The organism is Xylophilus sp. GOD-11R, assembly GCF_033546935.1.
In the GTDB taxonomy this organism is placed as follows: Bacteria; Pseudomonadota; Gammaproteobacteria; order Burkholderiales; family Burkholderiaceae_C; genus Xylophilus.
This window is the reverse complement of record NZ_CP137854.1, coordinates 2,937,038-2,962,984: the sequence shown is the minus strand read 5'-3', so window position 1 is coordinate 2,962,984 and position 25,947 is coordinate 2,937,038. Positions and strand designations below refer to the sequence as shown.

Genomic DNA, 25,947 nt, shown 5'->3' with positions numbered 1-25,947 from the left:
TTCAGCCCTTCAGGCGGATGCGGAACTGCGCCGCGAGCGAGGCCACCAGCACCGCCAGCAGCGAGGTCGCGACGATCACGTCGGCAATGGAACTCGGCACGCCGACCGCGCGGCTCATGCTGTCGGCGCCCACCAGCACGCCGGCGGTAAAGATGGCGGCGGCCACCACGCCCAGCGGATGCAGCGCGGCGAGCATGGCGATGACGATGCCGGTGTAGCCGTAGCCCGGCGACATGTCGAGCGTGAGGTAGCCGGTGCGCCCGGCGACTTCCACCGCGCCGCCCAGGCCGGCGAGCGCGCCCGAGAGCATGGCCACGACGACCACGGTGCGCGTCACCGGCACACCGGCGAAGGCGGCGGCGCGGGCGTTGGCGCCGACCGCGCGGATGTCGAAACCCAACCGTGCGCGTTTGAGCACCAGCCACAGCCCGGCCGCCAATACGCAGGCGCCGATCAGTCCGCTGTGCAGCCGCGTCTGCGGCCAGAGCTGCGACAGCGACAGGCCGTCCTGCAGCGCCACGCTCTGCGGCCAGCCCATGGCGGTGGGGTCCTTCATCGGCCCGTCGAGCAGCGCCGAAACCCCCAGGAGCACGATGAAGTTGAGCAGCAGCGTGGTGACGACCTCGTCCACGCCCAGCCGGCTTTTCATCAGGGCCGGGCCGAGCAGCAGCAGGGCGCCGGCCAGGGCGGCGGCGGCGAGCATCGCGGGAAACAGCAGCCACATCGGCCAGTCGAGCCCGGCGCCGTCGTGCAGCCCGCCCACCGCCACGGCGGCCAGCGCGCCGGCATAGAGCTGGCCTTCGGCGCCGATGTTGAACAGCCGTGCCCGAAAGGCCACGGCCGCCGCCAGCCCGGTGAAGATCAGCGGGATCGCGCGGGTCAGCGTTTCGCTCCAGGCGAAGACCGAGCCGAAGCCGCCCTGCAGCAGCAGTGCGTAGGTGCGACCGACCGGCGCGCCGGCCGCCGCGACCAGCACCGCGCTGACCGCCAGCGTGAACAGAATCGCCCCGACGGAGGCCGCGGCGATGGCGGCCGGCGACGAGCGGGTGCGGCGTTCCAGCCTCATGGTGCGGCCTCCGAATCCGGCGCGTCGCCGGCGCCGGCCATCGCCAGGCCCAGGGTTTCGCGGGTCCATTCGGCAGCCGGCCGCGCGGCGGTCAGCCGTCCCTCGTGCATCACGGCGATGCGGTCGCCGAGCGCCATGACTTCGTCGAGATCGTCGGAAATGACCAGCACCGCCGCGCCTTCGTTGCGGGCGTTGATGAGTTCGCGGCGGATCGACGCCACCGCGCCGATGTCCAGCCCCCAGGTCGGCTGGTGCGCCACCAGCAGGCGCAGGCGCACCGTGGCGTCCGGCGGCGGCAGCAGCGCGCGGCCCAGGATGAGTTTCTGCAGATTGCCGCCCGACAGCGACCGGGCCGGCGCGTCCAGCCCGCCGCCGCGCACGTCGAAGCCTTCCACGATGCGTGCCGCGTGGCGGCGCGCGGCACGGCGGCGCACCCAGCCCCAGCTGTTGAAGGCGGCGCTGCGCAGGCGTTCGGACACCGCGTTCTCCCACACCGGCAAGTCGCCGACCGCGCCGACGGCGTGGCGGTCTTCCGGGATGCGGGCCACGCCCGATCGCACCAGCCGCGCCGGGTCTGCCCGCAACGCCTGCCCGGCGAGCGTGGCGCTGCCCGACAGGCGCCGCCGCGTGCCGCAGAGCAGCTCGGCCAACGCAGCCTGCCCGTTGCCCGACACACCCGCCACCGCGACGATCTCGCTGGCCGCCAGCCGCAGCGACACACCGCGCAGCCGGTCGCGCGGACCGCCTTCGGAATGCACCGAACGCAATTCGCAGACGGTGTCGCCCGCGCGCACGGTGGCCGCGCGCTGCGGCATGGCCACCGGCCGGCCGACCATCCAGTCGGCCAGCTGCGCGGTGGTGGTGCCGGCCGTGGGCGCTTCTGCCACCAGCTTGCCGCCGCGCAGCACCACCAGCCGGTGCGACACCCGCAGCACCTCGGCGAGTTTGTGGCTGATGAAGATCACCGACAGCCCTTCGGCCACCAGCAGCGCCAGCGTGGCGAACAACGATTCGCTCTCCTGCGGCGTGAGCACGGCGGTGGGCTCGTCGAGGATGAGGATGCGCGCGCCCCGGTAGAGCGCCTTCAGTATTTCGACCCGCTGCCGCTCGCCGACCGAGAGCGAGCCGACCCGCGCCTCCGGATCCACCGGCAGGCCGAAGCGCTGCGCCACGTCCATCAAACGAGCCCGCGCCGCCTGCCGCCGGCTGCGCAGCCGCCACAGCCGCTCGGTGCCGAGGATCACGTTGTCGAGCACGTTCAGGTTGTCGGCCAGCGCGAAATGCTGATGGACCATGCCGATGCCCGCCGCCAGCGACGCGCGCGGCTGGCCCGGCGGCAAGGGCTGGCCGAAGACTTCGATGCTGCCGCCGTCGGCGGTGTAGTGGCCGAACAGGATGGACATCAACGTGGACTTGCCCGCGCCGTTCTCGCCCAGCAAGGCCAGCACTTCGCCGGCGCCCAGCGTCAGCGAGATGTCGTCGTTGGCCACCAGCGAGCCGAACTGCTTGCGGATGCCCCGCAGGGCCAAAACCGGAGCGGCGGTGTTCATGGGAGTCAGGGTTTCCAGGTCTGAAGAAAGGCGGTCACCACGCGGGCGGAATTCTCGGCCGCGAGCGACAGGAAGAGCTTCATCTCGTTCTCGCCCTCGCCGCCGCCGGCCAGGTCGGAGAGCGAGCGGAAGGCGATGTAGGGCACGCCGTTGCTCGCCGCGACCTGGGCCGTGGCGGCGGTTTCCATATCGATCACGTTAGCCGCGAAGGTCGAGAAGGTGTATTGGCGCAGCGCGGCGTTGTCCATGAAGGACGCACCGGAAACACCGTTGCCGCCCACCGCCAGCCGGGGCGCGTGGCGCAGGCAGCGGCGGGCGGCGTCGCAATCGGCCAGCGTCACTGCGCCGCCGGATTGCAGAACGCGCGCGGCGGCCAGCATGCCGGCGTCGACCGCAAACCAGAACTGTTTGCGCGGCTTGGGCTGCGCGGCGCTCACGACATCGACCGGGCGCGGGTAGAACATGCCGAAGGGGGCGAAAGGCAACTCGCCCATGCGTGACGGCGGCGCGTAGACACCGGGCGAAGTCTCGCGCGCCGCCAGCACCTCGAGGTACTGGCCCCATTGCGCCGGCACGCTCACGTCGCCGATGTGCAGTTGCGGATTCACCCCGCCGGCGATGCCGCTGAAGACGATGTGGGTGACCTGGAAAAGGTCGAGCGCCCGCTGCGTGTTCATGGCCGCGTTCACCATGCTGATGCCCGACAGAAACAGCACCACCGGCCGTCCACCAAGGGTGCCGGTGGTGAACTCCACGCCCTGTACCGAATACCGGCGCGGCTGCTGCACCTGGGCCAGGAGCAGGGCCAGCTCGGGTTCGAAGGCCGACACCACCGCCACGCGCGGCACGACATCGAGTCGGCCCGGCTCACCCGAGGGCATGGAAGGGGCGGACGCGCAACCCGTCAGCCCCAGCGCCCCGACCGCAGCCACGGCACCGAGCCACCCGCGCACGCGCCCGAAAAGCCTCACTTGGGAGACGGCTTGGGTGTGTTGTCGTCGACCTTCACGGTGAACTTGCCCGACAGGATGTCGGCCTCGCGGGCCTTGACCTTGGCGACCAGCTCGGCCGGCACCTTTTTCTCGAACGTGCCCAGCGGCGCGAGCGAGGAGCCCTTGTTCTTCATCAGCGAATAGGGCGCGTAGTCCTCGGCCTGCATCTTGCCCGCCTTGACCTGGGCGATGGCGTGGTCGATGGACGGCTCCATCGCCCACAGCGCGGTCGCCACGATGGTGTCGGGGTACTGCGGCTGGTTGTCGATCACATTGCCGATGGCGAGCTTGCCGCGCTCCTTGGCCGCGTCCGACACGCCGAAGCGTTCGGCATACAGCACGTCGGCGCCCTGGTCGATCATGGCGAGCGTGGCTTCCTTGGCCTTGGGCGGATCGAACCAGCTGTTGATGAAGGTGATGGTGAAGGTCGTCTTCGGGTCGATCTCGCGGGCGCCTGCCATGAAGGCGTTCATGAGCCGGTTGACTTCGGGAATCGGGAAGCCGCCCACCATGCCGATCTTGTGCGACTTGGACATGCCGGCGGCGATCATGCCGGTGAGGTAGGCGGGTTCCTGGATGTAGTTGTCGAACACCGAGAAGTTGGGCTGCTGTGGCTTGCCCGACGAGCCCATCAGGAAGGCCGTCTTGGGAAAGTCCTTGGCCACCTTGCGAGCGGCCGTTTCCACCGCGAACGCCTCGCCCACGATCAGCTGCGCGCCGCCGTTGGCGTATTCGCGCAGCACGCGTTCGTAGTCGGCGTTGGTCACGTTCTCGGTGGACTTGTATTCGATCTCCCCACGCGCCTCGGCCGCCTTCAGCGCCTTGTGCAGCCGGCTCACCCAGGCCTGTTCGTAAGGCACCGTATAGGCCGCAGCCACCTTCACCTTGGCTTGTGCCAACACGACTTGCGGCGCCCCGAGCGCGGCGGCGAACGCGGCCACGGCGACGGAACGGACGATCCACTGACGACGGACTTTCAAGTTGCTTCTCCTCGTTGATTGATCACCACGACCCTAGCAAGAAAGCTGCCACCGAACCACCCCCAAGGCGCTCGAATCTCGCGCGCAGCGCAATCCGACAACGGCACTCTCGACCAGGGGCACCGCCGACCGGTTTTGCCGGTTGGCTGGTGCCGCCCCCGAAAAGGGGGTGGGCGAACCACACGCATTGCGGCAGCCTGGGCTGAGCCTCATCCCAGGGCGCAGCCGGCCGGCTTTGCCGGTTGGCCAGCGCCGCCCCCGGAAGGGGGGAGGCGTATGACACGCAGTGCGGCAGCCTGGGGTGAGCCTTATCCCAGGGCGCAGCCGACCGGCTTTGCCGGTTGGCCAGCGCCGCCCCCGGAAGGGGGGTTAGGCGTACGACACGCAGTGCGGCAGCCTGGGGTGAGCCTTATCCCAGGGCGCAGCCGACCGGCTTTGCCGGTTGGCCAGCGACGCCCCCGGAAGGGGGAAGGCGTACGACACGCCGTGCGGCAGCCTGGGGTGAGCCTTATCCCAGGGCGCAGCCGACCGGCTCTGCCGGTTGGCCAGCGCCGCCCCCGGAAGGGGGTAGGCGTACGACACGAAGTGCGGAAGCCTGGGGGAGAGTCATTTCGTCCCGAAGATCCGGTCGCCCGCATCGCCGAGGCCCGGGCGGATGTAGCCGTGCGCATCCAGCTCGCGGTCGATGGCGGTCGTGTAGATGTCCACGTCCGGATGCGCCCGCTGCATCGCCGCAACGCCCTCCGGACAGGTCAACAGGCAGCAGAACTTGATCGACTTCGGCCGCAGCTCCTTCAGCCGCTCCACCGCCGCGATCGCCGAATTGCCGGTGGCCAGCATCGGGTCGACCACGATCACGTCGCGCTCGTGCATCTCGCTGGGCATCTTGAAGTAGTACTCGATGGCGGTCAGCGTCTTCGGATCGCGATAAAGGCCGATGTGCCCCACGCGCGCACCCGGAACCACCGACAGCATGCCGTCCAGGATGCCGTTGCCCGCCCGCAGGATCGACACGAACACCAGCTTCTTGCCATCGATGACCATGCCGGTCGTGGGCTCCAGCGGGGTCTCGATGTCGACCGGCTGCAGCGCCATGTCGCGCGTCACCTCGTAGGCCATCAGCGAGGACATTTCGTTGAGCAGGCGCCGGAAACTGTTGGTGGACGCGTCCTTGCGGCGCATCAGGGTGAGCTTGTGCTGGACAAGAGGATGGTCGAGGAGGTGGACTTGGGACATGTCTTGAAATGGTGGAGCAGCCGGAGCCTGCCAGGGAAAAAGCCGTGATTGAATCAAAAAACCGTGCCGTCGCTGTCGATGACCAGGGGCGGAGTTCCGCCGCGCAAGCGCTGTGCCAGCACCCGGCCCGCGGCCCAGCTGCCGCCTTCCAATATGCAGGCCAGCGGCATCGTCTCGGCCGTGGTGCCGAGCTCCGTGCGGACCAGCGGCGCGAGTTCGTCGAGCAGGGCGACGGTCAGCGCCCGCCACTCCACCACCAGCGGGTCGCCCACCGCGTGGGTGCGCACCGCCGCGCCCGCGTCGCGCAGCAGCAGCACGCCGCCGTCGAGCAGCAGGCCGCCGTTGCGGTATTCGGGCAGGCCGGTCAGCGCATCGATGTCGCGCACCGGCACGCCGGCCCACTGGAAGGGCTCGATCAACGAATAGGTCAACCACTGCGACAGCTTGTGGAAGGGCATCCAGCCGTCGGTCAGGCCCGGACCGGTCGCGGACCGCAGACGCCAGCAGTCGCCGAGCGGCTCGCCGCCGATGGCATTGGCAGATGGCCAGATCGGCGAGAGCGTGCTCAGCAACGTCGACAGGATGTCGTGCGCGCCGACCTCGGCGGTCGGCGGAATCTCGTGCTGCTCGGTCTCGGTCAGCAGATCGAACATGCCGGCCGGTCGGCAGGCCTCGCCATAGGTCTCGGGTTGGGAGGCGAGGACTTCGCCCAGGCGGCGCAGCAAGGTGGCCCGGCCGTCGATGCCGACCAGCGGATTCTTCGGCCCAACCTGGAAGGCCTGCGCCAGGTGGTCGGTGACCAGTCCGCGCAGGCCGGCGGCGTCGACCTGCAGCGGCCTGGCCGGGTCGCTGGAGAACAGGCCGGCGGTGAAGGCGTGAAAGCTCGCCACGCCCAACCCTTCGGATCGGCTGAATTCCTGTCCGCTGGCCGATTCGGCATAGCGCCAGCCGGGCCCGGCGCCGGCGTCGAGCAGCACGCTGACCAGGGCCAGGTCGATTTGCGCCCGGGCACGTTCTGCCTGGCCGACCGGCCCGAGCAGTTTGTCGAGACGGGCGCGGCGGTCCACGCCGCCGGCCTCGAAATGGCGCCAGCGGCTGTGAAAGGGCAGGCCAGCCTCGGCGAATTTCGGGTAGCGCTCGCGGGTGGTGGCGGCGACCAGGCCGGCGGCCGTCGCCAGGGCCGAGTCGTCCACCGTGAAATGCTCGGACTCGCCGGCCCGCGCCCGCGCCAGCAGTGCCTGCGCACGGCGACGGATTTCCGGCGTGCTGCGCAGCAGGGCGGCGGCGCCGTCGGGCCGCGTGGTGGCCGTGAGGTCGATTCTTTCGATGATGCGGTCGTTGCTTTCCGTGTTCATCCGTCGAGTCCCCTTCCTTTGGCTTTCTTCAGTTCGTTGGCATCCGGCACCGCGCCGGGCGTGAAGTATCCGGCCGCCATCTTGGCGTCCATCTCCACCCGGGCATCGGCCGGAATCAGCTCCTCGGGCAGGTTGATGCGCCGGTCCACCACGATGCCGGAGCGGGTGATGGCGTCGTATTTCATGTTGCTCATCGACACCAGCCGGTGGATGCGGGTGATGCCCAGCCAGTGCAGCACGTCGGGCATCAGCTCCTGGAAACGCATGTCCTGCACGCCCGCCACGCATTCGGTGCGGGCGAAATACTGGTCGGCGGTGTCGCCGCCCACCTGGCGCTTGCGCGCGTTGTAGACCAGGAACTTGGTCACCTCGCCGAGGGCGCGGCCTTCCTTGCGCGAATACGCCACCAGCCCCACGCCGCCGCGCTGCGCGCCCTGGATGCACTCCTCGATGGCGTGGGTGAGGTAGGGCCGGCAGGTGCAGATGTCCGAGCCGAACACGTCCGAGCCGTTGCACTCGTCGTGCACCCGGGCGGTGAGCTCCACTTCGGGCCGTGCCAGGTCGGCCGGGTCGCCGAAGATATAGAGCGTCTGCCCGCCGATGGGCGGCAGGAACACTTCCAGGTCGGAGCGGGTGACCAGCTCCGGGTACATGCCGCCGGTCTCCTCGAACAGCACGCGGCGCAGGTCGGTTTCGGTGCAGTTGAAGCGCCGCGCGATCTCGGGCAAGAACCACACCGGTTCGACGGCCACCTTGGTGACGATGGCCGCGCCTTGCGCGGTAAGGAAGCGGCCGTCGGCCTTCAATCGGCCGGAAATCAGCGCTTCGAGCACTTCCGGCAGGATCACATGCGCCTTGGTCACCGCCACGGTGGGCCGAATGTCGTAGCCGGCCGCCAGCTCGGCGGCGTAGGCCTCGGCCACCACCGCGCCCCACGGGTCCATCGACACGATGCGGCCCGGTTCGCTCCACTGCGGATAGGGGCCGATGCGGTCGGTCGGCATGGTGTTGGTGAGGTCCGCCCGGTGTTTGGACGAAAGCGCGCCGGAGGCCACGGCCAGCGCCCGGTACACGCTGTAGGAGCCGCTGTGCGTGCCGATGACGTTGCGGTGCGAGCGGTTGGTGGTGGTGGCGACCACCGGTCCGCGCTCTGCCGCGGTGGCGGCGCCCCAGCGCACCGGCAACGCGCCGAAGCCGCCGCTGTGCGAGGTCAGGCGAATGTGCCGGGGCGGCGGAACCAGGGGCTTTTCGGGAAGAGCGGCCGGCAGGTCGGCCGGGTGTTCCGGCGTGGGCGCGACGACGGAGGTTTCGGGCATGAAAACATCCTCTTCAAAATCCCAATGTAGCCACCGGCCCCCGGGCTGACAACCCGGGCGGGTCCGCCGCGCCGCACCGGCCCGGCCCGTTCGATGGCGTCAGCGCTTCTTGGCGCCGAACAGGCTCCCGAGCACGCCGCGCACGATTTCGCGACCCACGCTGGTGCCGATGGTGCGGATGGCGGCGCGGGCGGCGGTCTGCGCCAGGCCTTCGTGGCGGCCGCCGCGCGGGCCGGTGTGGCCGAAGACCAGGTCGTTCAGGCCGTCGAACATGCCGCCGCCGGCCGGTGCGTCGGTCGCCTGCGGCAGGCCAGGGGCGGATGGAGCGGAAGGCGAGGAGGGCGCCGGGCCGGCCGGCAGCGGCGCGGCCGTGGCGCGGCCCCGCAGCACTTCGTAGGCCGATTCGCGATCGATCGGGGTTTCGTAGGCGCCGGCGACGGGCGAGGTCTTCATCGTCTCGGCGCGCTCGGCCGGCGTGATCGGGCCGATGCGGCTGGCCGGCGGCAGCACGAAGGCGCGTTCGGTCGGCGACGGCCGGCCTTTCTCGTCGAGCAGGCTGAGCAGGGCCTCGCCGGTGGCCAGTTCGCCGATGGCGGCCTGCACATCCAGGCCGGGATTCGGCCGCATGGTCTCGGCGACGGCGCGCACCGCCTTCTGGTCGCGCGGCGTGAAGGCACGCAGGGCGTGCTGGATACGGTTGCCCAACTGGGCGAGCACGCTGTCGGGCACGTCCAGCGGGTTCTGGGTGACGAAATAGATGCCCACGCCCTTGGAGCGCACCAGCCGCACCACCAGTTCGATGCGGTTGACCAGCGCCGGCGGTGCTTCGTCGAACAGCAGATGCGCCTCGTCGAAGAAGAAGACCAGCTTGGGTTTTTCGGGGTCGCCGATTTCCGGCAGGTGCTCGAACAGCTCCGACAGCAGCCACAGCAGGAAGGTGGCGTAGAGGCGCGGCGACTGCAGCAGCTTGTCGGCGGCCAGCAGGTTGATGTTGCCGTGGCCGGTGGCCGGGTCGGTCTGCAGCAGGTCGTCGATGGCGAGCATCGGCTCGCCGAAGAAGCGGTCGCCGCCCTGGGCTTCGATCTGCAGCAGGCCGCGCTGAATGGCGCCGATGCTCGCCGGGCTGACGTTGCCGTAGGCGGTGCGGAATTCGGCGGCGTTCTCTCCAATGTGCTGCAGCAGCGCGCGCAGATCCTTCAGGTCGAGCAGCAGCAGGCCGCGGTCGTCGGCCACCTTGAAGACGATGTCGAGCACGCCCGATTGCGTGTCGTTGAGGCCGAGCATGCGGCCGAGCAGCAGCGGCCCCATGTCGGAGATGGTGGCGCGCACCGGATGGCCCTGGGTGCCGAACACGTCCCAGAAGACGGTGGGACAGGCGGCGGGCGCGGGCACCTCGATGCCGCGTTCGGCCAGCGTGGCGGCGAGCTTGGGGGAGACGGCGCCGGGCCGCGAGATACCGGCGATGTCGCCCTTGACGTCGGCCATGAACACCGGCACGCCGATGCGCGAGAAGCCCTGTGCGAGGGTTTGCAGGGTGACGGTCTTGCCGGTGCCGGTGGCACCGGTGATCAGGCCATGGCGATTGGCCAGCGCCGGCAGCAGCGCGATCGAAGTCTTGGAATTACGAGCGACGGGCAGTTCGACGGTCATGCGAATCGGCCCCGGTGGGCGCCGGAAAAAGTGTGTCGGGCAAGTGTATCGCTCCCGCCACGCGCACCCCGCTAAAATCACCGGTTGCCCGCATCGGGCAGGACGAAGAGAAAACGAGCACATCGAGCTATGGCTGGACACAGCAAATGGGCCAACATTCAGCACCGCAAGGGCCGCCAGGACGAAAAGCGCGGCAAGGTCTGGACGCGGGTCATCCGTGAAATCATGGTGGCCGCCCGCGCCGGCGGCGGCGATCTCAACGCCAATCCGCGGCTGCGGCTGGCGGTCGACAAGGCCAAGGCGGCCAACATGCCGGCCGACACCATCAAGCGCAACATCGACAAGGCCACCGGCAACCTCGAAGGCGTGAGCTACGAGGAAATCCGCTACGAGGGCTACGGCATCGGCGGCGCGGCGATCATCGTCGACACCATGACCGACAACCGCGTGCGCACCGTGGCCGAGGTGCGCCACGCCTTCAGCAAGTACGGCGGCAACATGGGCACCGAAGGCTCGGTGGCCTTCCAGTTCAAGCACGTGGGGCAGATGCTCTTTGCCCCCGGCACCGACGAGGACAAGCTGATGGAAGCCGCGCTGGAAGCCGGCGCCGAAGACGTCGTCACCCATGACGACGGCTCCATCGAAGTCCTGACGCCGCCGACCGAATTCGAGTCGGTGCGCGACGCGCTGGCTGCGGCCGGCTTCAACCCCGAGATCGCCGAAGTGACGATGCGGGCCGAAAACACCGTCGATATCGCAGGCGAGGACGCCGCGAAGATGCAGAAACTGCTCGACGTGCTGGAAGACCTGGACGACGTCCAGGAGGTATTCCACAACGCGGCGTTGTCCGAGTGAAGGGCGGTATGAAGGTTCTGGTCATCGGCGGCGGCGGGCGCGAACATGCGCTGGCATGGAAGCTTTCCCAGTCACCCAAGGTGCAGCGGGTGTTCGTGGCGCCTGGCAACGGCGGCACGGCGCGCGACGCCACCTACGAAGACGTGGCGATCACCGACGTGGTCGAGCTGCGTCAATGGGCGCAGGCCGAGAAGATCGGTCTGACGGTCGTCGGCCCCGAGGCGCCGCTGGCGGCCGGCGTGGTCGACGAATTCCGCGCGCACGGACTCAAGGTGTTCGGGCCCACCAAAGCGGGCGCGCAGCTGGAGAGCTCGAAGGCTTTCTCCAAGGCGTTCATGCAGCGTCACGGCATCCCGACGGCCGAATACCAGGCCTTCACCGACGCGGCGGCAGCGCATGCGTATGTGGACGCCAAGGGCGCGCCCATCGTGGTCAAGGCCGACGGCCTGGCGGCGGGCAAGGGCGTGGTCGTGGCCATGACCGCTGCCGAGGCGCATGAGGCCATCGACTTCATGCTGGTCGACAACAAGTTCGGCGTGTCGCACAACGACGGCGGCGCGCGTGTGGTGATCGAAGAATTCCTGCAGGGCGAGGAAGCCAGCTTCATCGTGCTGTGCGACGGCAAGAACGTGGTCGCCCTGGCCACCAGCCAGGACCACAAGCGCCTGCTCGACGGCGACGCCGGCCCCAACACCGGCGGCATGGGCGCGTATTCGCCTGCGCCCGTGGTCACCGCCGACGTGCATGCTCGCGCCATGCGCGAAATCATCATGCCGACCATTCGCGGCATGGAAAAGGACGGCATTCCGTATTCGGGCTTCCTGTATGCCGGCCTGATGATCGACGCCTCGGGCAAGCCCAAGACGCTCGAATTCAACTGCCGCATGGGCGACCCGGAAACCCAGCCGATCATGATGCGGCTCAAGAGCGACCTGTGCGACGTGCTGCTCGCCGGCGCCGAAGGCCGGCTCGACCAGGTCGAGCTCGTCTGGGACCGCCGCGTGGCGCTGGGCGTGGTGATGGCCGCGCACGGCTATCCGCTCGACCCGCGCAAGGGCGATGCGATCCAGGGCCTGCCGGCCGATAGCGAAGACGCCATGGTGTTCCATGCAGGCACCGTGCTGCAAGACGGCGTGGTGCGAACCAGCGGTGGTCGCGTGCTCTGCGTGACGGCACTGGCCGATAGCGTGAAGCAGGCGCAGCAGCGGGTGTACGACGTGGCGCGCGGCATCCATTTCGACGGGGCCCAGTACCGTCGCGATATCGGCTTCCGCGCGGTGAAGGGATGACCCCCAGGCTTTCCCACTTCGTGTGGACGCCAACCCCCGTCCCGGGGGCAACACCGGTGGCCCGGCAAAGCCGGCTCCACGGTGTTCCAGGATTTGGCCGTGCTTGAGCTTGTGGCCTCGGGGGCGCCGACCGTGGGTGGTGCGTCGGACATGCGCGGGTATCTGGTCGCTCTGCAGCAACGCATCGTGTCGGCGCTGGAAGCGATCGAATCGGCTGCGGGTGGCGATGTGGCCTTCGTTACCGATCCCTGGACGAAGCCGGCTGGCGAAGCGCTGCAGGGCGAAGGCATCACCCGCATTCTCGAAGGTGGTGCGGTGTTCGAACGGGCAGGGTGCGGGTTCTCGCATGTGCGGGGGGCGCGGCTGCCGCCTTCGGCTACGGAGCACCGGCCGCAGCTGGCGGGGGCGCCTTTCGAAGCGATGGGGCTGTCGCTGGTGTTTCATCCGCGCAATCCCTTCGTGCCGACGGTGCACATGAACGTGCGCATGATCTCGGCGGGGCATCCGGGCGAAGAGCCGACGCGCTGGTATGGCGGCGGGATGGACCTCACGCCGGTCTACGGCTTCGCAGAAGACGCGGTGCATTTCCACACCGTCTGCCGCAATGCGCTGCAGCCCTATGGCGACGACAAGTACCCGCGCTTCAAGGCGTGGTGCGACCGCTACTTCTTTTTGAAGCACCGGCAGGAAGCACGCGGCATCGGCGGCATCTTCTTCGACGATTTCGCCGAGTTGGGCGAGGTGGGCGACCGCGCCATGGTGGAGTCGGTGGCCGATGCGTTCCTGCCGGCCTACCTGCCGATCGTGGCGCGCCGCCAGCACCTGCCCTGGGGAGAGCGGGAGACCGAGTTCCAGCGCTATCGGCGCGGTCGTTATGTCGAGTTCAACCTCGTCTGGGATCGCGGCACGCATTTCGGTCTGCAGTCGGGCGGGCGTACCGAATCGATTCTGCTGTCCATGCCGCCGATGGCGGCGTGGCGTTACCAGTACCAGTCGCAGCCGGGTTCGCCCGAAGCCGCGCTGGCCGAGTCCTTTCTGGCCCCACGGGACTGGATCTGAACCACACCGAAAAACCCCTGCGCGTCGGCATCTTCGGCGGCGCGTTCGACCCGCCGCACCATGCGCACGTCGCCCTGGCGGAGGCGGCGTCGGCGCAGCTGCGGCTCGACCGTCTGCTGCTGATCCCGACGGGCTCCGCCTGGCACAAGGCACGCCCGCTGTCGCCGGCAGTCGACCGTGCCGCCATGGCGCACGCGGCCTTCGACCACATCGCCGGCGCGGCCATCGACGAGCGTGAACTGCGCCGCGACGGCCCCAGCTACACCGTCGACACCCTGCGCGAACTGCGCAGCGAGCAGCCGGCGGCGCAGTTCTTCTTGATCATCGGCGGTGACCAGGCCGCCTCGCTGCCTTCGTGGCACGACTGGAACTACCTGCTCGCCCAGGCCACGGTGGCCATCGCGCGCCGGCCGGGAGCATCCTTCGACGCGTCGGGCCCGCTATGGCGGAACGAACCCGGCGCCCGATGGTGCTGGATCGACATGCCTACCGTCGACACCAGTGCCACCGACATCCGAGACCGCGCAGCCCGCGGCGAGGACCTTCGCCCCCTGGTTCCTCCAGGCGTGGCGCGCTATATTGACCAACACCACCTCTACCGCACAGCCTGATGACGACCACTCCCAAAACGGAAACCGCAGCCAAGAAAGACGTCCAGAAACTCCAACGCGCCATCGTCGATGGACTGGAGGACGTCAAGGCGCAGGACATCCGGGTGTTCAACACCGAGCATCTGTCGCCGCTGTTCGAGCGGGTGATCGTGGCTTCGGGCACCTCCAACCGACAGACCAAGGCCCTGGCCGCCAGTGTGCGCGACGCGGTGCGTGAAGCCGGTTTCGACAAGCCCCGCACCGAGGGCGAAGACAACGGCGAATGGATCATCGTGGACTGCGGCGCCGCCGTGGCGCACATCATGCAGCCCGCCATCCGCCAGTATTACCACCTCGAAGAGATCTGGGGCGACACCCCGGTTCGCCTGAAGGGTCCGTCGGGCAAGTCCGCCGCCGCCTCCAAGGCGGCCAAGGAAGAAGAGGCCGCCGCGCTGGCCGCCGCCAAGCCGGCCAAGGCGCGCAAGGCCGAGGGCAAGACGGCGGGCAAGAAGTCCGCTGCCGACGAGGCACCGGTCGCCGCCCGCGCACCCGGCCGCAAGGCTGTCGCCAAGAAGGCGGCGCCGGCAGCCAGGAAGGTGGCGGCCAAGCAGGTGTCGTCCGGCGCGCTGTCACCGGCCAAGCAGGCCGCGACCAAGACGGCTGCGACCAAGACGGCCGCCGTCAAGACGCCCGCCGTCAAGACGCCCGCCACCAAGACGCGTATCAAGACCGTGGTCGTCGGCGCCCCGGCCAAGAAGACGGCCGCCAAGACGGCTGCCAAGACCGCCGCGCGCAAGGCACCGGCGCGCAAGTCGGCGCGTTGATCCGTCGGGAAGCGCCGAGCCCGTGAAGCTGTCGATCGTGGCCGTGGGCCAGCGCATGCCGGCTTGGGCGCAGACCGCGTACGACGACTACGCCAAGCGGTTTCCGCCCGAACTGCGGGTGGACATCAAGACGGTGAAGACCGAGCCGCGCGGCTCCAAGACGCTCGAGACTTTGTATGCCGCCGAACGTGGCCGCATTGAGGCCGCGATTGCGCGCGGCTCCCGCATCGTGGTGCTCGACGAGCGGGGCACTTCGCTCACCACCGCCGCGCTCGCCGCGCGCCTGAGCGCCTGGCAGCGTGAAGGCGACGACGTGGCGATGGTGATCGGCGGCCCGGACGGGCTCGACCCCGCTTTTCGCGCCGCCGCGCACGAGCGCATCCGCCTGTCCGACCTGACCTTGCCGCATGCGATGGCGCGGGTGCTGCTGATCGAGCAGCTCTACCGTGCCTGGTCGCTCAACGCCGGCCACCCTTACCACCGCGAATAGGCGAGGGCGCTTCGGGCGCCGCGCCAGGCTTTCGGGCGGGCGGCCAGCGCCGGCCGGAGTCTGCGGAGCATCGAGCGAATGCATCCGCCCCACACCCCGTCGACGCCCGCCGGGCGCGCCTTGTTCGCCCTTCGCCAATCATTCGCCGCCTTCATCGATGGCGCCCGCCATCTAGAGGCCGAACCGGCAGTGCGCGAGCGGGTGCGACGGGAACTGGAGCACTGGTCTCGGAGCATGGCGGCTGCCCAGGAAGCCGCCGACCGCGCACCGGAAACCGACCGCGTGCTGGCCCGCGCCTGGGGCGATCGGCTGATGGCCGTCACCGCCAGCGCACGACGGGCGCTGGCCGCCGGTAGCATCGTGCGCCATGACGAAACCCACCTTCCTGTACCTTGCATCCCAAAGCCCGCGACGCAGCCAGTTGCTCGACCAGCTCGGCGTCGCCCATCGCGTGCTTACGGCCTGCGCCGATGAAGAAGACGCCGAGGCGCTGGAGCAGGTGCTGCCCGGCGAAGCGCCGCGCACCTATGTGCAGCGGGTAACGGCGCTCAAGCTCGACGCGGCGGTGCAGCGGCTCGCACGGCGCGGACTGCCATCGGCGCCCATCCTCTGCGCCGACACCACCGTCGCCGCTGGCCGGAGCATCCTGGGAAAACCCGTGGACGCTCGCGACGCCGCCCGCATGCTGGGCGAACTGGCCGGCGGCACCCATCGCGTGCTGACCGCGGTGGCGGTGCAATCCGGCAAGCGCCGCTGGCAGGCGTTGAGCGAATCGCGGGTCACCTTCGCGCCGATGACCGCCGCGCAGATCCGCCGTTACGTCGACGGCGGCGAGCCGATGGGCAAGGCCGGCGCCTATGGCATCCAGGGCAGCGCGGCGGCGTTCATCGAACAGATCTCGGGTAGCTACACCGGCATCATGGGACTGCCGCTGTTCGAGTCCGCCGGGCTCCTGCGGGCTGCCGGTTTCGCGCTCTGAGCGCCTGCGGCTCTGGCATCATCGTGCGCTGCCGCGACCTTGTCGTGGCCCACAGAGAACAAGACCTATGCAGCAAGACATCCTGATCAACTGGTCGCCGCAGGAGACACGAGTCGCGGTGATCGAGCATGGGGCGGTGCAGGAGCTGCACGTGGAGCGCACGCTGGAGCGCGGGCTGGTCGGCAACATCTACCTCGGCAAGGTGTCGCGGGTGCTGCCGGGCATGCAGTCGGCTTTCATCGACATCGGCCTGGAGCGCGCGGCCTTCCTGCATGTGGCCGATGTGTGGCATGCGCATGCCGAGGGCGAAGTGCCGCAGCGCCAGGCCCAGCCGCTGGTGCCGATCGAGCGGCAGGTCTTCGAAGGCCAGGCGCTGATGGTGCAGGTGATCAAGGACGCCATCGGCACCAAGGGCGCCCGGCTCTCCACGCAGGTCAGCATCGCCGGCCGACTGCTGGTGTACCTGCCGCAGGACGACCACATCGGCGTGTCGCAGAAGATTCCGCCCGAGCAGCGCGACGCCTTGCGCGCGCGCCTGCAGGCCCTGACCGGTGAACGCGCCGAGGGCGGTGGCGGCGGCTTCATCCTGCGCACCAATGGCGAGGACGCGAGCGACGCCGAACTGGCCGAGGACATCGCCTACCTGCGCAAGACCTGGGGACGCATCCGCAATGAAGCCCTGCGGCTGCCGCCCAAGTCGCTGCTCTACCAGGACCTGAATCTGCTGCAGCGCGTGCTGCGCGACCTGGCCAGCGAGGAAACCCAGAGCATCCGCATCGATTCGCGCGAGCAACTCGAACTGCTCAAAGCCTTCGGCGCCGAATACATGCCGGCGACCGCGTCGCGGCTGCAGCACTACACCGGCGAGCGGCCGATCTTCGACCTCTACACGGTCGACGAGGAAATCGCCCGGGCGCTGGGGCGGCGGGTCGACCTCAAGTCGGGCGGCTACCTCATCATCGACCAGACCGAAGCGCTGACGACGATAGACGTCAACACCGGCGGCTATGTCGGCGCGCGTAATTTCGACGACACCATCTTCAAGACCAACCTGGAGGCCTCGCAGGCCATCGCGCGGCAATTGCGGCTGCGCAACCTGGGCGGCATGGTCATCGTCGACTTCATCGACATGGTGCGCGAGGACCACCGTGGCATGGTGCTGGGCGAGTTCCGCAAGCAGCTCGCACGCGACCGGGTCAAGACCTCGGCGGGGGGCTTCTCGCCGCTCGGACTGGTCGAGATGACCCGCAAGCGCACCCGCGAATCGCTGGCGCACATGCTCTGCGAACCGTGCCCCAGCTGCCAGGCGCGCGGCGTGGTCAAGACGCCACGCACCGTCACCTACGACATCCTGCGCGAGATCCTGCGCGAGGCGCGGCAGTTCGATCCGCGCGAGTTCCGGGTGGTGGCCTCGCCTCGGGTGGTGGAGCTGTTCCTGGACGAAGAGAGCCAGCATCTGGCCGGGCTCTCGGATTTCATCGGCAAGCCGATCTCGCTGCAGGCCGAGGTGGCGATGGGGCCGGAAGACTACGACATCGTGCTGATGTAGCGCGGCCTCGCGGTCGCCCGGCTCAGAGCGGCTGGGCGCCCGCGGACGGCGTGTGCAGCCGGGCATAGAGCCCGTCGGCCTGCAGCAGCTGGGCGTGCGTGCCCTGCTCGACGATGCGGCCGTGCTGCATCACCACCACCCGGTCGGCATGCTCGATGGTGGAAAGCCGATGCGCCACCACCAGCGTGGTGCGCCCCCGCATCACCCGCTGCAGCGCCTGCTGCACCAGCCGCTCCGACGCGGTGTCGAGCGCCGAGGTGGCCTCGTCCAGGATCAGGATCGGCGCGTCCTTGTAGAGCGCGCGGGCGATCGCCAGACGCTGGCGCTGGCCACCCGAGAGTTCCGACGCGTTGTGGCCCACCACCGTGTCCATGCCCTGCGGCATCAGCGCGACATGCTCGGCCAGGTTGGCGTCTTCCAGGCAGCGCTGCAGTCGTGCCCGGTCCTGGCGCAGGCCCATGGCAATGTTGGCGGCTACGGTGTCGTTGAACATCACCACGTCCTGGCTCACCATGGCGAACTGGTCGCGCAGCGGCTGCAGCTGCCACTCCGCCACGTCATGGCCCTGCACCCGCACGCTGCCGCCGCTGGGCAGCACGAAACGCGGCAACAGGTTCACCAGCGTGGTCTTGCCGGAACCCGACGGCCCCACGAACGCGACCACCTCGCCCTGTCGCACCGCAAGGTTCAGCCCGTCGATCGCCGGCGCCGTGCCTTCGCGGTAGTCCACCCGCACGTCGCGCCATTCGATCAGCGCTTCGCCGGGCGGCTGGGCGCCTGCCGGCTGCCACCGGCCGCCGGGCTCCAGCTGCACATCACCCAGCAGCGCCAGCCCGCGTTCCAGCGCGGCGACGCCCCGGGTCACCGGGTTGGCGATTTCGGCCAGGCGGCGGATCGGTGCGATCAGCATCAGCATGGCGGTGATGAACGCGACGAAGCCGCCGACCGTCACGCCCTTGGGGTCGACGCCGACGCGGCCCTGCCAGAGCGCGATGACGATCACCGCCGACAGGGCAGCGGCGGCGAGCAGCTGCGTCAGCGGGGTCATGGCGGCCGAGGCGATCGTCGACTTGATCGCCAGCCCGCGCAGCCGCGCGCTCAACTCGTCGAAGCGGCCTTTCTGCACCTGTTGCGCCCCGTGCAGCCGCACCATGCGGTGGGCGAGCACGTTCTCTTCGACGACATAAGCCAAGTCGTCGGTCGCCTGCTGGCTGATCTTGGTGACCGCGTAGAGCCGGCGCGACAGCGTCTTCATGATCCAGGCCACGCCCGGAATCACCACACCCACCACCAGCGTCAGCTGCCAGTTGAGCCACAGCAGGTAGACCAGCAGCGCCACCATGGTGAAGCCGTCGCGCGAGAGCCCGAGCAGGGCCTGCACCACCAGCGTGGCGCCGGTCTGCACTTCGTACACCACGGTGTTCGACAGGGCGCTCGCCGACTGCCGCGAGAACAGCCCCATCTCCGCGCCGAGCAGACGCTCGAACAGGTCGCGGCGCAGCGCCAACATGCCTTTGTTGGCGATCTGCGCCAGAGCGTACTGCGACGCGAACTGGGCCAGCCCGCGCACCGCGAACAGGCCGATGACCGCGGCCGGCACCATCCACAGCGACAGCCGTCCCTGCGTGAAGCCACGATCGAGCAATGGCTTCATCAGCGCCGGAATCAGCGGCTCGGTCACCGCCGCGACAATGGTGGCGGCCACCGCCAATACCCAGGCGGACTTGTGGCGGCCGAAATAGACAGCCAGTCGCCGCAGACGGCCGATGAGGGTGGGCGGTGCAGCCGCTGACTCGTTGGCCGGCCGGCCCTTGGCGTTGGAACTCTGCATGTGCGGCGATTCTAAGGTTGGGTCTTGTTACCAAGACGTCACTTTGAACCACACCTTTTGTTTCAGCCGGGGGCTGCCGATGTGTAACATCCGGCTGCGCGTTCGGACCGCCAGCTTCCAGGCTGGCGGCCGGCCTGACACTCCTGTTATGAAGAATCCTATCGCCGTGCTGCAGACCGTTTCCCGCCCAACGTTTTTCGTTCCCCGCCGCGCGTTGATGGGCCTCGCCGTCTCCGCGCTCACTTTCGCCCCCGCACTCCCCGCACTGGCCCAGTTCCGGGTCGAGGTGTCGGGCGTGGGCCTCACGCAGGCACCCATCGCCATCGCCCCTTTTAAGGGCGAGGGCCAGAGCCCGCAGAAGATCGCTTCCATCGTGCAGGCCGACCTGGAACGCAGCGGCCGTTTCCGCTCGATCGACGCGGCCGGCGTGGAGCTCGACGAGAACTCGCGCCCCGACGTCAGCCTGTGGCGCCAGCGTGGCGCCGATTCGCTGGCCGAAGGCAGCGTGACCCGCCTGGCCGATGGCCGCTTCGACGTGCGTTTCCGCCTGTGGGACGTGGTACGCGGCGAAGACCTCGGCGGCCAGAGCTTCATCGTGCCGCAGATCGACCTGCGCCTGGCCGCGCACCGCATCGCCGACTTCATCTACGAGAAGCTCACCGGCGAAAAAGGCGTGTTCTCCACCCGCATCGCCTACGTCACCAAGGGCGGCACCCGCTACACCCTGTGGGTAGCAGACTCCGACGGCGAGAACTCGCAGGCCGCGCTCACCAGCCCCGAGCCGATCATCTCGCCGGCCTGGTCGCCCAGCGGCGGCCAACTGGCCTATGTGTCGTTCGAGTCGCGCAAGCCGGTCGTCTATGTCCACGAGATCTCCAGCGGCAAGCGCCGCCTGATCGCCAACTTCCGCGGCTCCAACAGCGCTCCCGCCTGGTCGCCCGACGGCCGTTCGCTCGCCGTCACGCTCAGCCGCGACGGCGGCTCGCAGCTCTACGTCATCGACGCCTCCGGCGGCGAGCCGCGCCGGCTGATGCAGAGCGCCGGCATCGACACCGAGCCCACCTATTCGGCCGACGGCCGTTCGCTGTATTTCGTCAGCGACCGCGGCGGCGCGCCGCAGATCTACCGCATGCCCGTGGGCGGCGGCAACGCCGAGCGCGTGACCTTCAGCGGCACCTACAATATTTCGCCCGCCATCAGCCCGGACGGCCGTTACCTGGCCTACATCTCGCGCATCGGCGGGGCCTTCAAACTGCAGGTAATGGAGCTCTCGAGCGGCACGGCCAACTCCATCACCGACACCTCGAACGACGAGAACCCCAGCTTCGCCCCGAATGGTCGACTCATCATCTATGCCACCCGCCAGCAAGGCCGCGAAGCCCTGATGACTACCACCATCGACGGCAAGATCAAGGCCCGGCTGGCCGGGCAGGGCGGTGACATCCGCGAACCCGACTGGGGCCCGTTCCAGAAACAGCCCTGAAACGCCGGCGCCGGGCGCCCGCGTATCGACTCCCTATTTTTTCCAGCGTTCTGTCAGTCATATCCATACCTAGGTTCTCAGGAGGTCTCATGTTCAAGCAAATCACCCTGGCGCTCGCCGCCACCGCCCTCATCGCCGGCTGCAGCTCGCCGGTCAAGCTCGACAACGCACCGGTCGAAGACCGTGGCACGGCGGGTTCGGGCTCCGGCGCCAACAGCGGGAGCATGGGCCAGTCGGGCGTGACGCCCGTCGACCTGAACGCCACCGCCACCGCGCAAGGCCCGGTCGGCGTCGCCCGCATCGTGTACTTCGACTACGACAGCTACACCGTCAAGCCGGAATTCCAGTCGATGATCGAGCAGCACTCGCGCTTCCTCAAGGCCAACCCGAACCGTCGGGTCTCCATCGAAGGCAACACCGACGAGCGCGGCGGCCACGAATACAACCTGGCACTCGGCCAGAAGCGTTCCGAAGCCGTGCGCCGTGCGCTCACGCTGCTGGGCGTGTCCGACAGCCAGGTCGAAGCCGTGAGCTTCGGTTCGGAAAAGCCGGCCTCCACCACCCATGACGAAGCCGGCTGGGCCCAGAACCGCCGCGCCGAGTTTTCTTACCGTTGATGCCGATGCGTCACCTGCAGCCCCGGCTGCCCTCCGTGGTGGCGCGCGCTGCCGCAGCCCTGGTGCTGCTGGCGGCGGGCTCCGCTGCGCAGGCCGGCCTGTTCGACGACGACGAGGCCCGCCGGGCGATCCTGGAGATCCGCCAGCGCATCGACGGCAACACCCAGCAGATCACCCGCCTGACCGGCGAGAACACCGAGTTGCGCCGCAGCCTGCTCACGCTGCAGAGCCAGATCGAAGCCCTGCGCGCCGATCAGGCCACCATGCGTGGCCAGAACGAGCAGCTGCAGCGCGACGTGAGCGATCTGCAGCGGCGGCAGAAGGACATGGCGCAAGGCGTGGACGATCGTCTGCGGCAGTTCGAGCCGGCGCAGGTCACCGTCGACGGTGCGCAGTTCAATGCGGCGCCCGCTGAAAAGCAGGACTACGAAGCCGCACTGGCCGTGTTCCGGCAGGGCGACTTCAACGGCGCGCAGAACGCCTTCAACGGCTTCGTGCAGAAGTATCCGAAGTCGGGCTACGTGCCGTCCTCGCTCTTCTGGCTCGGCAATTCGCAATACGCGAACCGAGCCTACAAGGAGGCGGTCGTCAGCTTCAAGCAGCTGCTCACACAGGCGCCCAACCACCCGCGTGCGCCGGAAGCGGCCCTGGCCATCGCCAACTGCCAGGCCGAACTCAAGGACACCAAGGCGGCCCGCAAAACGCTGGAAGACCTGATGAAGGCCTATCCGCAGTCCGAGGCGGCCACCGCTGCGCGAGAACGCCTGGCCCGCCTGAAGTGAGCGTGGTGCAAGCGCCGGCCCCGCACCCGATCGAGACCGACAACACCGTCGACGCGGCACGCCGTTTCGGCGGCATGGAGCGTCTCTACGGTGTTGAAGGGGCGCGGCGCGTGCGCCAGGCCTGCGTGGCGGTGGTCGGCATTGGCGGCGTCGGTTCCTGGACGGCCGAGGCGCTGGCGCGCAGCGGGGTCGGGCGGCTGGTGCTGATCGACCTCGACCACGTCGCCGAATCCAACGTCAACCGGCAGATCCATGCGTTGACCGACACGGTCGGCCAAGCCAAGGTGTCCGCGATGGCGCGGCGCATCGCGCAGATCAATCCGGATTGCCGTGTCGATGCCGTCGATGAGTTCGTCGACGCGGAGAACTGGCTCGGCCTGCTGCCGCCCGGAGTCACCGCGGTCGTCGATGCCTGCGACGACGCGAAAGCCAAGACGACCATGGCCGCGTGGGCGTTGGCGAACCATCGTCAAAAGCGAAAGATGCCGTTCGTCACGGTCGGTGCTGCCGGCGGCAAGCGCCGCGCCGAGAAGGTGGAAGTGGCCGACCTGTCCCTCACCACGCACGATCCCTTGCTGGCTCAACTCCGCTACCGGCTTCGCAAGGAACACGCGGCAGCACGAGACGGCAAGACCATCGGCGTGACCTGCGTCTTCAGCCGCGAAGCCGTGGCGCCGCCCGACGCGTCCTGTGCCATCGAGGGCGATGGCAGTCTCAACTGCCACGGTTTCGGCTCGGCCGTCAGCGTGACCGCCACTTTCGGCATGGTGGCTGCCGGTTACATCATCGACAGGCTGGCACAGTAGGAAATTTGCCCGCTATAATCGTGGGCTTTGCTGCAGTGCCTCAAGCGCTGCAGCTCGGGACGTTAGCTCAGTTGGTAGAGCAGCGGACTTTTAATCCGTTTGTCGTGGGTTCGACCCCCGCACGTCCCACCAAATACACTTGATTGCGGCAACAGCGTTCACTACGTTGTTCCGCAATTTTCATTTGTGTTGCGTAAAACTCGAGCGACGTGCTTGCTTTGCTGCCCGCCTGAGCCGGATCGAGTCGGCTGTCATCGTCCCCGTGGTGTAGCTCGGTGGAGCCTGCGCGGCCTCGTTCCACTTGCATCATCCAGCTAGGTTGCCGCCTTGGCGCGAAACTCGCGGAACTGGAGTTCCACCTTTGGCATCCCTGCTGCGGCATGCGCCTTATCGAAGCGGGATCGGTCGGCATGGATGCCAGGCGGCGTACCGTCCTCATTCACCGGCAGCCGAAGCCTGGCCCTCTCCGGCTGTTTTCTAAGTACAGATCTCTTCAGATCAGCGCGGTCAGATCGCCCTCGATAGCAATCCTCGGCTTTGCCGGCGTCTTCCCAATAGCGGACGAAAGTGCGCCTTCCCGGATGTTCAACTCGCTGCATCGATGAACGTCTGCGGGACGCTGCTCCACGAGATCGGCAAGGCGCAAGGCAAACTGCAGCGGCTGTCCGGTCATGCTGAATCCACGTTTCCCTGTAGTGCGATTAACTTCAGCAGGGCTGGACATAGGCTCGCACTCGTGATCAATCACCTCTTGGATGCGCAGCATACATGCGGCAATCCGGCGCCTATTGGTTAGCGGAATACTTCGGTGCTGCTGCGGATGCCGAGTTCTACGTTCGACGTTTTCGAAGTTGCCAGCAGGGCGACCGACGCATTCATGCGGCTGAACCTCTACTCCGTTGGCGGCAGCCGCACGGTGGGTTCGATGGTCCGTTGGAGTACCGTTGCGGCCTAATCCCACGCCCCTCACCGTCGAAGCAGGCGGCTGAGCCGCGGGGGCGAATCGACTCGATTCCATGGATCGTCGCAATGCCGTCTCTGAATAGTCCCGGCCGTACGTAAGTCCGTGCTGCGCTCGCAGCTCTCCGTATTTACAAAGAAAAAGCTAGGTGTTTTCTCCTCCTGTCACCGACAATAGTTGCAGCAATGGGTATTTTTCATGGCACTAGGTTTAGAAAACTCTTTGGTTCTTGGGCTGTCCTTGTGTTTGGCTTGGCTTTCGATATATTTTATTTTGCGATTTACTCGCATTGTTGATCTGGAAAGGCCGGGAATTTATCCGACGATTGATGGATTGCGCGGATATCTGGCTTTATCGGTTGCTGTTTACCACGGAATGCTTTGGCTGCAATTTCGTGGTGGACGGGTGTGGAGTCCTTCGGAGTCTTGGTTCCTGGAGTTTGTAGGTACTGGTTCGGTGGCCATATTCTTCATGATTACGGCTTTTCTTTTCGTCGGTAAAATTCTCGAATCGAAAGCCACTGGCCGGCCTTTGTCCTGGAATGGTTTTTTTGTCGGCCGATTGTTTCGGCTGACGCCGCTTTACCTCTCGGTAATATTGCTCATGCTCGTTGCCACTGGCATCTCGACACATTGGGTGCGCAACGAATCACTCTTTGCTCTGTTCAAACACATAGCTCACTGGTTGTTGTACGGAATAGCTTATCGACCACTTATCAACGAATTTGCGGAAACCCACTATATTACCGCCGGGGTGATGTGGACGTTGCCGTACGAGTGGATGTTCTACCTGCTCATGCCACTGATTGCCTTGATGCTTCTGCGCAGAAAACAGCCTTTGTTGCTCGTGTGTATAACGGTTTGTTTAGGTGTGTTTATATTGTCGAGGCATCACAAAACTTTCGGATTGATGTCATTTGTTTTTGGGGCGTCGGCCGCGTATCTTGTGCGGTCCGCTCGAGTTAAGATTTTTTGCACGAACAGGCGCACTCTTTTAATTCCAGTTTTTTTGGTTCTTTTGTCCTTGGTAGTGAGGGATTTGTATTTCGTCGCAATTTGCGCGGTGTTTTTGTGGGTGGTCTGTGGGGTAGATCCGTTTGGCATGTTTACTAATAAGTGCGCGAGAGCATTGGGACAGATTAGCTACAGCATCTACCTGATTCATGGCCTTGTACTCTTCGCGCTCTTTTGGAGCCTGGGCGGTCGGAACAATCCTGACGCATTAGGTCATTTAATCGGTCTTTTTGCTGCTGTGCCCGTTATTGTTTTACTGCGTTCGTTAATGTTCAGATTAATCGAAAGTCCGGGAATAAAGATGGGCCAGCGCCTTCGGTCTTCGCGTCCGCGGCGCGATGCGCAACGCGCTGCTCTGACCAAAGTCGGATCGCCAATAGACTGATTCACTTTAAGGAGCTGCAACGATCGCAGCATTGCCGTATGTGCTCGGCTGCACATTTCTCCGTCATTTCGGGGCTACGGCCTAAAAGCTGATTGTGTGCGGTCCAAGGATCTAAATAGGCGCGCCGCACATCCCTGTTCATACACGGTGACGTGGTCTATGACCCCCATGGGCAAAGCCGATGTGAAGCTCGCCCCGGCCCCCAGTAACGCCCCGTCCGGGCCTGCACGCCTGACGGCTCGGAATTCGTATTCGCGCCGTCGTCCGGGCAGACCACTAGCTTGGGCGA

General features: G+C 67.4%; 23 protein-coding genes and 1 tRNA gene. 14 read left to right on the top strand and 10 right to left on the bottom strand.

All coding sequences use genetic code 11. The annotated features are described in order from the left end of the window. Window position 1: 1 nt before the first annotated feature. From R9X41_RS13840 to R9X41_RS13805, 8 genes are all read right to left on the bottom strand, one after another. The gene (locus R9X41_RS13840; RefSeq protein WP_318631027.1) at window positions 2–1,066 is read right to left on the bottom strand and encodes an ABC transporter permease; all 1,065 of its coding nucleotides are present in this window, start codon (window positions 1,064–1,066) and stop codon (window positions 2–4) included. Next, window positions 1,063–2,616 carry an ABC transporter ATP-binding protein gene (locus R9X41_RS13835; RefSeq protein WP_318631026.1) on the bottom strand — a complete coding sequence of 518 codons (1,554 nt, stop codon included), beginning with the start codon at window positions 2,614–2,616 and terminating at the stop codon, window positions 1,063–1,065. The genes R9X41_RS13840 and R9X41_RS13835 overlap by 4 nt, the downstream gene beginning before the upstream one ends. Before the next feature lie 5 nt (window positions 2,617–2,621). Continuing rightward, window positions 2,622–3,497 (bottom strand): 5'-methylthioadenosine/S-adenosylhomocysteine nucleosidase, encoded by an 876-nt coding sequence (locus R9X41_RS13830; protein ID WP_318631025.1) that lies wholly within the window; start codon window positions 3,495–3,497, stop codon window positions 2,622–2,624. 86 nt (window positions 3,498–3,583) lie between these two features. After that, complete coding sequence (locus R9X41_RS13825) at window positions 3,584–4,588, bottom strand: BMP family protein (protein WP_412556605.1); 1,005 nt, start codon at window positions 4,586–4,588, stop codon at window positions 3,584–3,586. Window positions 4,589–5,194: 606 nt separating this feature from the next. Then, a complete protein-coding gene (gene upp, locus R9X41_RS13820; RefSeq protein ID WP_318631024.1) occupies window positions 5,195–5,824 on the bottom strand; it encodes a uracil phosphoribosyltransferase in 630 nt (209 codons plus the stop codon). A gap of 53 nt (window positions 5,825–5,877) precedes the next feature. Next, on the bottom strand, window positions 5,878–7,179 hold the full coding sequence (locus tag R9X41_RS13815) for a URC4/urg3 family protein (RefSeq protein WP_318631023.1): 1,302 nt from the start codon (window positions 7,177–7,179) through the stop codon (window positions 5,878–5,880). Continuing rightward, window positions 7,176–8,495, bottom strand: coding sequence for a GTP cyclohydrolase II (locus R9X41_RS13810; protein WP_318631022.1), 1,320 nt, complete (start codon window positions 8,493–8,495; stop codon window positions 7,176–7,178). Before R9X41_RS13810 ends, R9X41_RS13815 begins: the two co-directional genes overlap by 4 nt. 99 nt (window positions 8,496–8,594) lie before the next feature. After that, window positions 8,595–10,145, bottom strand: coding sequence for a helicase HerA-like domain-containing protein (locus tag R9X41_RS13805; protein WP_318631021.1), 1,551 nt, complete (start codon window positions 10,143–10,145; stop codon window positions 8,595–8,597). A gap of 129 nt (window positions 10,146–10,274) precedes the next feature. Here R9X41_RS13805 and R9X41_RS13800 point away from each other — a divergent pair, with 129 nt between their 5' ends. From R9X41_RS13800 to rng, 8 genes are all read left to right on the top strand, one after another. Then, window positions 10,275–11,000, top strand: a complete 726-nt coding sequence (locus tag R9X41_RS13800) for a YebC/PmpR family DNA-binding transcriptional regulator (protein ID WP_318631020.1) — start codon at window positions 10,275–10,277, stop codon at window positions 10,998–11,000. An 8-nt stretch (window positions 11,001–11,008) separates the two neighbouring features. Beyond that, window positions 11,009–12,289 (top strand): phosphoribosylamine--glycine ligase, encoded by a 1,281-nt coding sequence (purD, locus tag R9X41_RS13795; RefSeq protein ID WP_318631019.1) that lies wholly within the window; start codon window positions 11,009–11,011, stop codon window positions 12,287–12,289. Window positions 12,290–12,439: 150 nt separating this feature from the next. Beyond that, a complete protein-coding gene (hemF, locus tag R9X41_RS13790; protein WP_318635235.1) occupies window positions 12,440–13,348 on the top strand; it encodes an oxygen-dependent coproporphyrinogen oxidase in 909 nt (302 codons plus the stop codon). Further along, a complete protein-coding gene (gene nadD / locus R9X41_RS13785) occupies window positions 13,264–13,959 on the top strand; it encodes a nicotinate-nucleotide adenylyltransferase (RefSeq protein ID WP_318631018.1) in 696 nt (231 codons plus the stop codon). The genes hemF and nadD overlap by 85 nt, the downstream gene beginning before the upstream one ends. Then, on the top strand, window positions 13,959–14,762 hold the full coding sequence (gene rsfS / locus R9X41_RS13780; protein WP_318631017.1) for a ribosome silencing factor: 804 nt from the start codon (window positions 13,959–13,961) through the stop codon (window positions 14,760–14,762). The genes nadD and rsfS overlap by 1 nt, the downstream gene beginning before the upstream one ends. A gap of 22 nt (window positions 14,763–14,784) precedes the next feature. Then, complete coding sequence (rlmH, locus tag R9X41_RS13775) at window positions 14,785–15,252, top strand: 23S rRNA (pseudouridine(1915)-N(3))-methyltransferase RlmH (protein ID WP_318631016.1); 468 nt, start codon at window positions 14,785–14,787, stop codon at window positions 15,250–15,252. A gap of 367 nt (window positions 15,253–15,619) precedes the next feature. Further along, window positions 15,620–16,231 carry a Maf family protein gene (locus R9X41_RS13770; RefSeq protein WP_318631015.1) on the top strand — a complete coding sequence of 204 codons (612 nt, stop codon included), beginning with the start codon at window positions 15,620–15,622 and terminating at the stop codon, window positions 16,229–16,231. Window positions 16,232–16,298: 67 nt separating this feature from the next. Further along, window positions 16,299–17,780 (top strand): ribonuclease G, encoded by a 1,482-nt coding sequence (gene rng / locus R9X41_RS13765; RefSeq protein WP_318631014.1) that lies wholly within the window; start codon window positions 16,299–16,301, stop codon window positions 17,778–17,780. A gap of 22 nt (window positions 17,781–17,802) precedes the next feature. On the opposite strand, the gene msbA is transcribed toward rng, so the two are convergent. Beyond that, window positions 17,803–19,611 carry a lipid A export permease/ATP-binding protein MsbA gene (gene msbA / locus R9X41_RS13760; RefSeq protein ID WP_318631013.1) on the bottom strand — a complete coding sequence of 603 codons (1,809 nt, stop codon included), beginning with the start codon at window positions 19,609–19,611 and terminating at the stop codon, window positions 17,803–17,805. Between the two features lie 217 nt (window positions 19,612–19,828). Between msbA and tolB the strand changes: the two genes are divergently transcribed. The 5 genes from tolB to R9X41_RS13735 all read left to right on the top strand — a co-directional run bounded on the left by tolB (window position 19,829) and on the right by R9X41_RS13735 (window position 23,431). Next, a complete protein-coding gene (gene tolB / locus R9X41_RS13755) occupies window positions 19,829–21,094 on the top strand; it encodes a Tol-Pal system beta propeller repeat protein TolB (protein ID WP_318635234.1) in 1,266 nt (421 codons plus the stop codon). Window positions 21,095–21,183: 89 nt separating this feature from the next. Beyond that, the gene (pal, locus tag R9X41_RS13750) at window positions 21,184–21,711 is read left to right on the top strand and encodes a peptidoglycan-associated lipoprotein Pal (RefSeq protein WP_318631012.1); all 528 of its coding nucleotides are present in this window, start codon (window positions 21,184–21,186) and stop codon (window positions 21,709–21,711) included. Then, window positions 21,711–22,493, top strand: a complete 783-nt coding sequence (gene ybgF, locus R9X41_RS13745) for a tol-pal system protein YbgF (protein ID WP_412556604.1) — start codon at window positions 21,711–21,713, stop codon at window positions 22,491–22,493. The genes pal and ybgF overlap by 1 nt, the downstream gene beginning before the upstream one ends. 74 nt (window positions 22,494–22,567) lie before the next feature. Next, window positions 22,568–23,299 carry a tRNA threonylcarbamoyladenosine dehydratase gene (locus tag R9X41_RS13740; RefSeq protein WP_318631011.1) on the top strand — a complete coding sequence of 244 codons (732 nt, stop codon included), beginning with the start codon at window positions 22,568–22,570 and terminating at the stop codon, window positions 23,297–23,299. A gap of 56 nt (window positions 23,300–23,355) precedes the next feature. After that, window positions 23,356–23,431, top strand: a tRNA-Lys gene (locus R9X41_RS13735). A 361-nt stretch (window positions 23,432–23,792) separates the two neighbouring features. Here R9X41_RS13735 and R9X41_RS13730 read toward each other — a convergent pair. Beyond that, window positions 23,793–24,065: a site-specific integrase gene (locus R9X41_RS13730; protein WP_318631010.1), complete on the bottom strand. Its 273-nt coding sequence runs from the start codon at window positions 24,063–24,065 to the stop codon at window positions 23,793–23,795. Window positions 24,066–24,437: 372 nt separating this feature from the next. Between R9X41_RS13730 and R9X41_RS13725 the strand changes: the two genes are divergently transcribed. Then, entirely contained in the window at window positions 24,438–25,658 is a 1,221-nt protein-coding gene (locus R9X41_RS13725) for an acyltransferase family protein (protein ID WP_318631009.1), read from the top strand. The last annotated feature ends 289 nt before the right edge of the window (window positions 25,659–25,947 follow it).

Bases quoted from the DNA above. Each gene is read 5' to 3' on its own strand.
- R9X41_RS13840 (WP_318631027.1), bottom strand. From the start codon at position 1,066: ATGAGGCTGGAACGCCGCACCCGCTCGTCGCCGGCCGCCATCGCCGCG.
- R9X41_RS13835 (WP_318631026.1), bottom strand. From the start codon at position 2,616: ATGAACACCGCCGCTCCGGTTTTGGCCCTGCGGGGCATCCGCAAGCAG.
- R9X41_RS13830 (WP_318631025.1), bottom strand. From the start codon at position 3,497: ATGCCCTCGGGTGAGCCGGGCCGACTCGATGTCGTGCCGCGCGTGGCG.
- upp (WP_318631024.1), bottom strand. From the start codon at position 5,824: ATGTCCCAAGTCCACCTCCTCGACCATCCTCTTGTCCAGCACAAGCTC.
- R9X41_RS13815 (WP_318631023.1), bottom strand. From the start codon at position 7,179: ATGAACACGGAAAGCAACGACCGCATCATCGAAAGAATCGACCTCACG.
- R9X41_RS13810 (WP_318631022.1), bottom strand. From the start codon at position 8,495: ATGCCCGAAACCTCCGTCGTCGCGCCCACGCCGGAACACCCGGCCGAC.
- R9X41_RS13805 (WP_318631021.1), bottom strand. From the start codon at position 10,145: ATGACCGTCGAACTGCCCGTCGCTCGTAATTCCAAGACTTCGATCGCG.
- R9X41_RS13800 (WP_318631020.1), top strand. From the start codon at position 10,275: ATGGCTGGACACAGCAAATGGGCCAACATTCAGCACCGCAAGGGCCGC.
- purD (WP_318631019.1), top strand. From the start codon at position 11,009: ATGAAGGTTCTGGTCATCGGCGGCGGCGGGCGCGAACATGCGCTGGCA.
- hemF (WP_318635235.1), top strand. From the start codon at position 12,440: ATGCGCGGGTATCTGGTCGCTCTGCAGCAACGCATCGTGTCGGCGCTG.
- rsfS (WP_318631017.1), top strand. From the start codon at position 13,959: ATGACGACCACTCCCAAAACGGAAACCGCAGCCAAGAAAGACGTCCAG.
- R9X41_RS13770 (WP_318631015.1), top strand. From the start codon at position 15,620: ATGACGAAACCCACCTTCCTGTACCTTGCATCCCAAAGCCCGCGACGC.
- rng (WP_318631014.1), top strand. From the start codon at position 16,299: ATGCAGCAAGACATCCTGATCAACTGGTCGCCGCAGGAGACACGAGTC.
- msbA (WP_318631013.1), bottom strand. From the start codon at position 19,611: ATGCAGAGTTCCAACGCCAAGGGCCGGCCGGCCAACGAGTCAGCGGCT.
- tolB (WP_318635234.1), top strand. From the start codon at position 19,829: ATGGGCCTCGCCGTCTCCGCGCTCACTTTCGCCCCCGCACTCCCCGCA.
- pal (WP_318631012.1), top strand. From the start codon at position 21,184: ATGTTCAAGCAAATCACCCTGGCGCTCGCCGCCACCGCCCTCATCGCC.
- ybgF (WP_412556604.1), top strand. From the start codon at position 21,711: ATGCCGATGCGTCACCTGCAGCCCCGGCTGCCCTCCGTGGTGGCGCGC.
- R9X41_RS13740 (WP_318631011.1), top strand. From the start codon at position 22,568: ATGGAGCGTCTCTACGGTGTTGAAGGGGCGCGGCGCGTGCGCCAGGCC.
- R9X41_RS13730 (WP_318631010.1), bottom strand. From the start codon at position 24,065: ATGCTGCGCATCCAAGAGGTGATTGATCACGAGTGCGAGCCTATGTCC.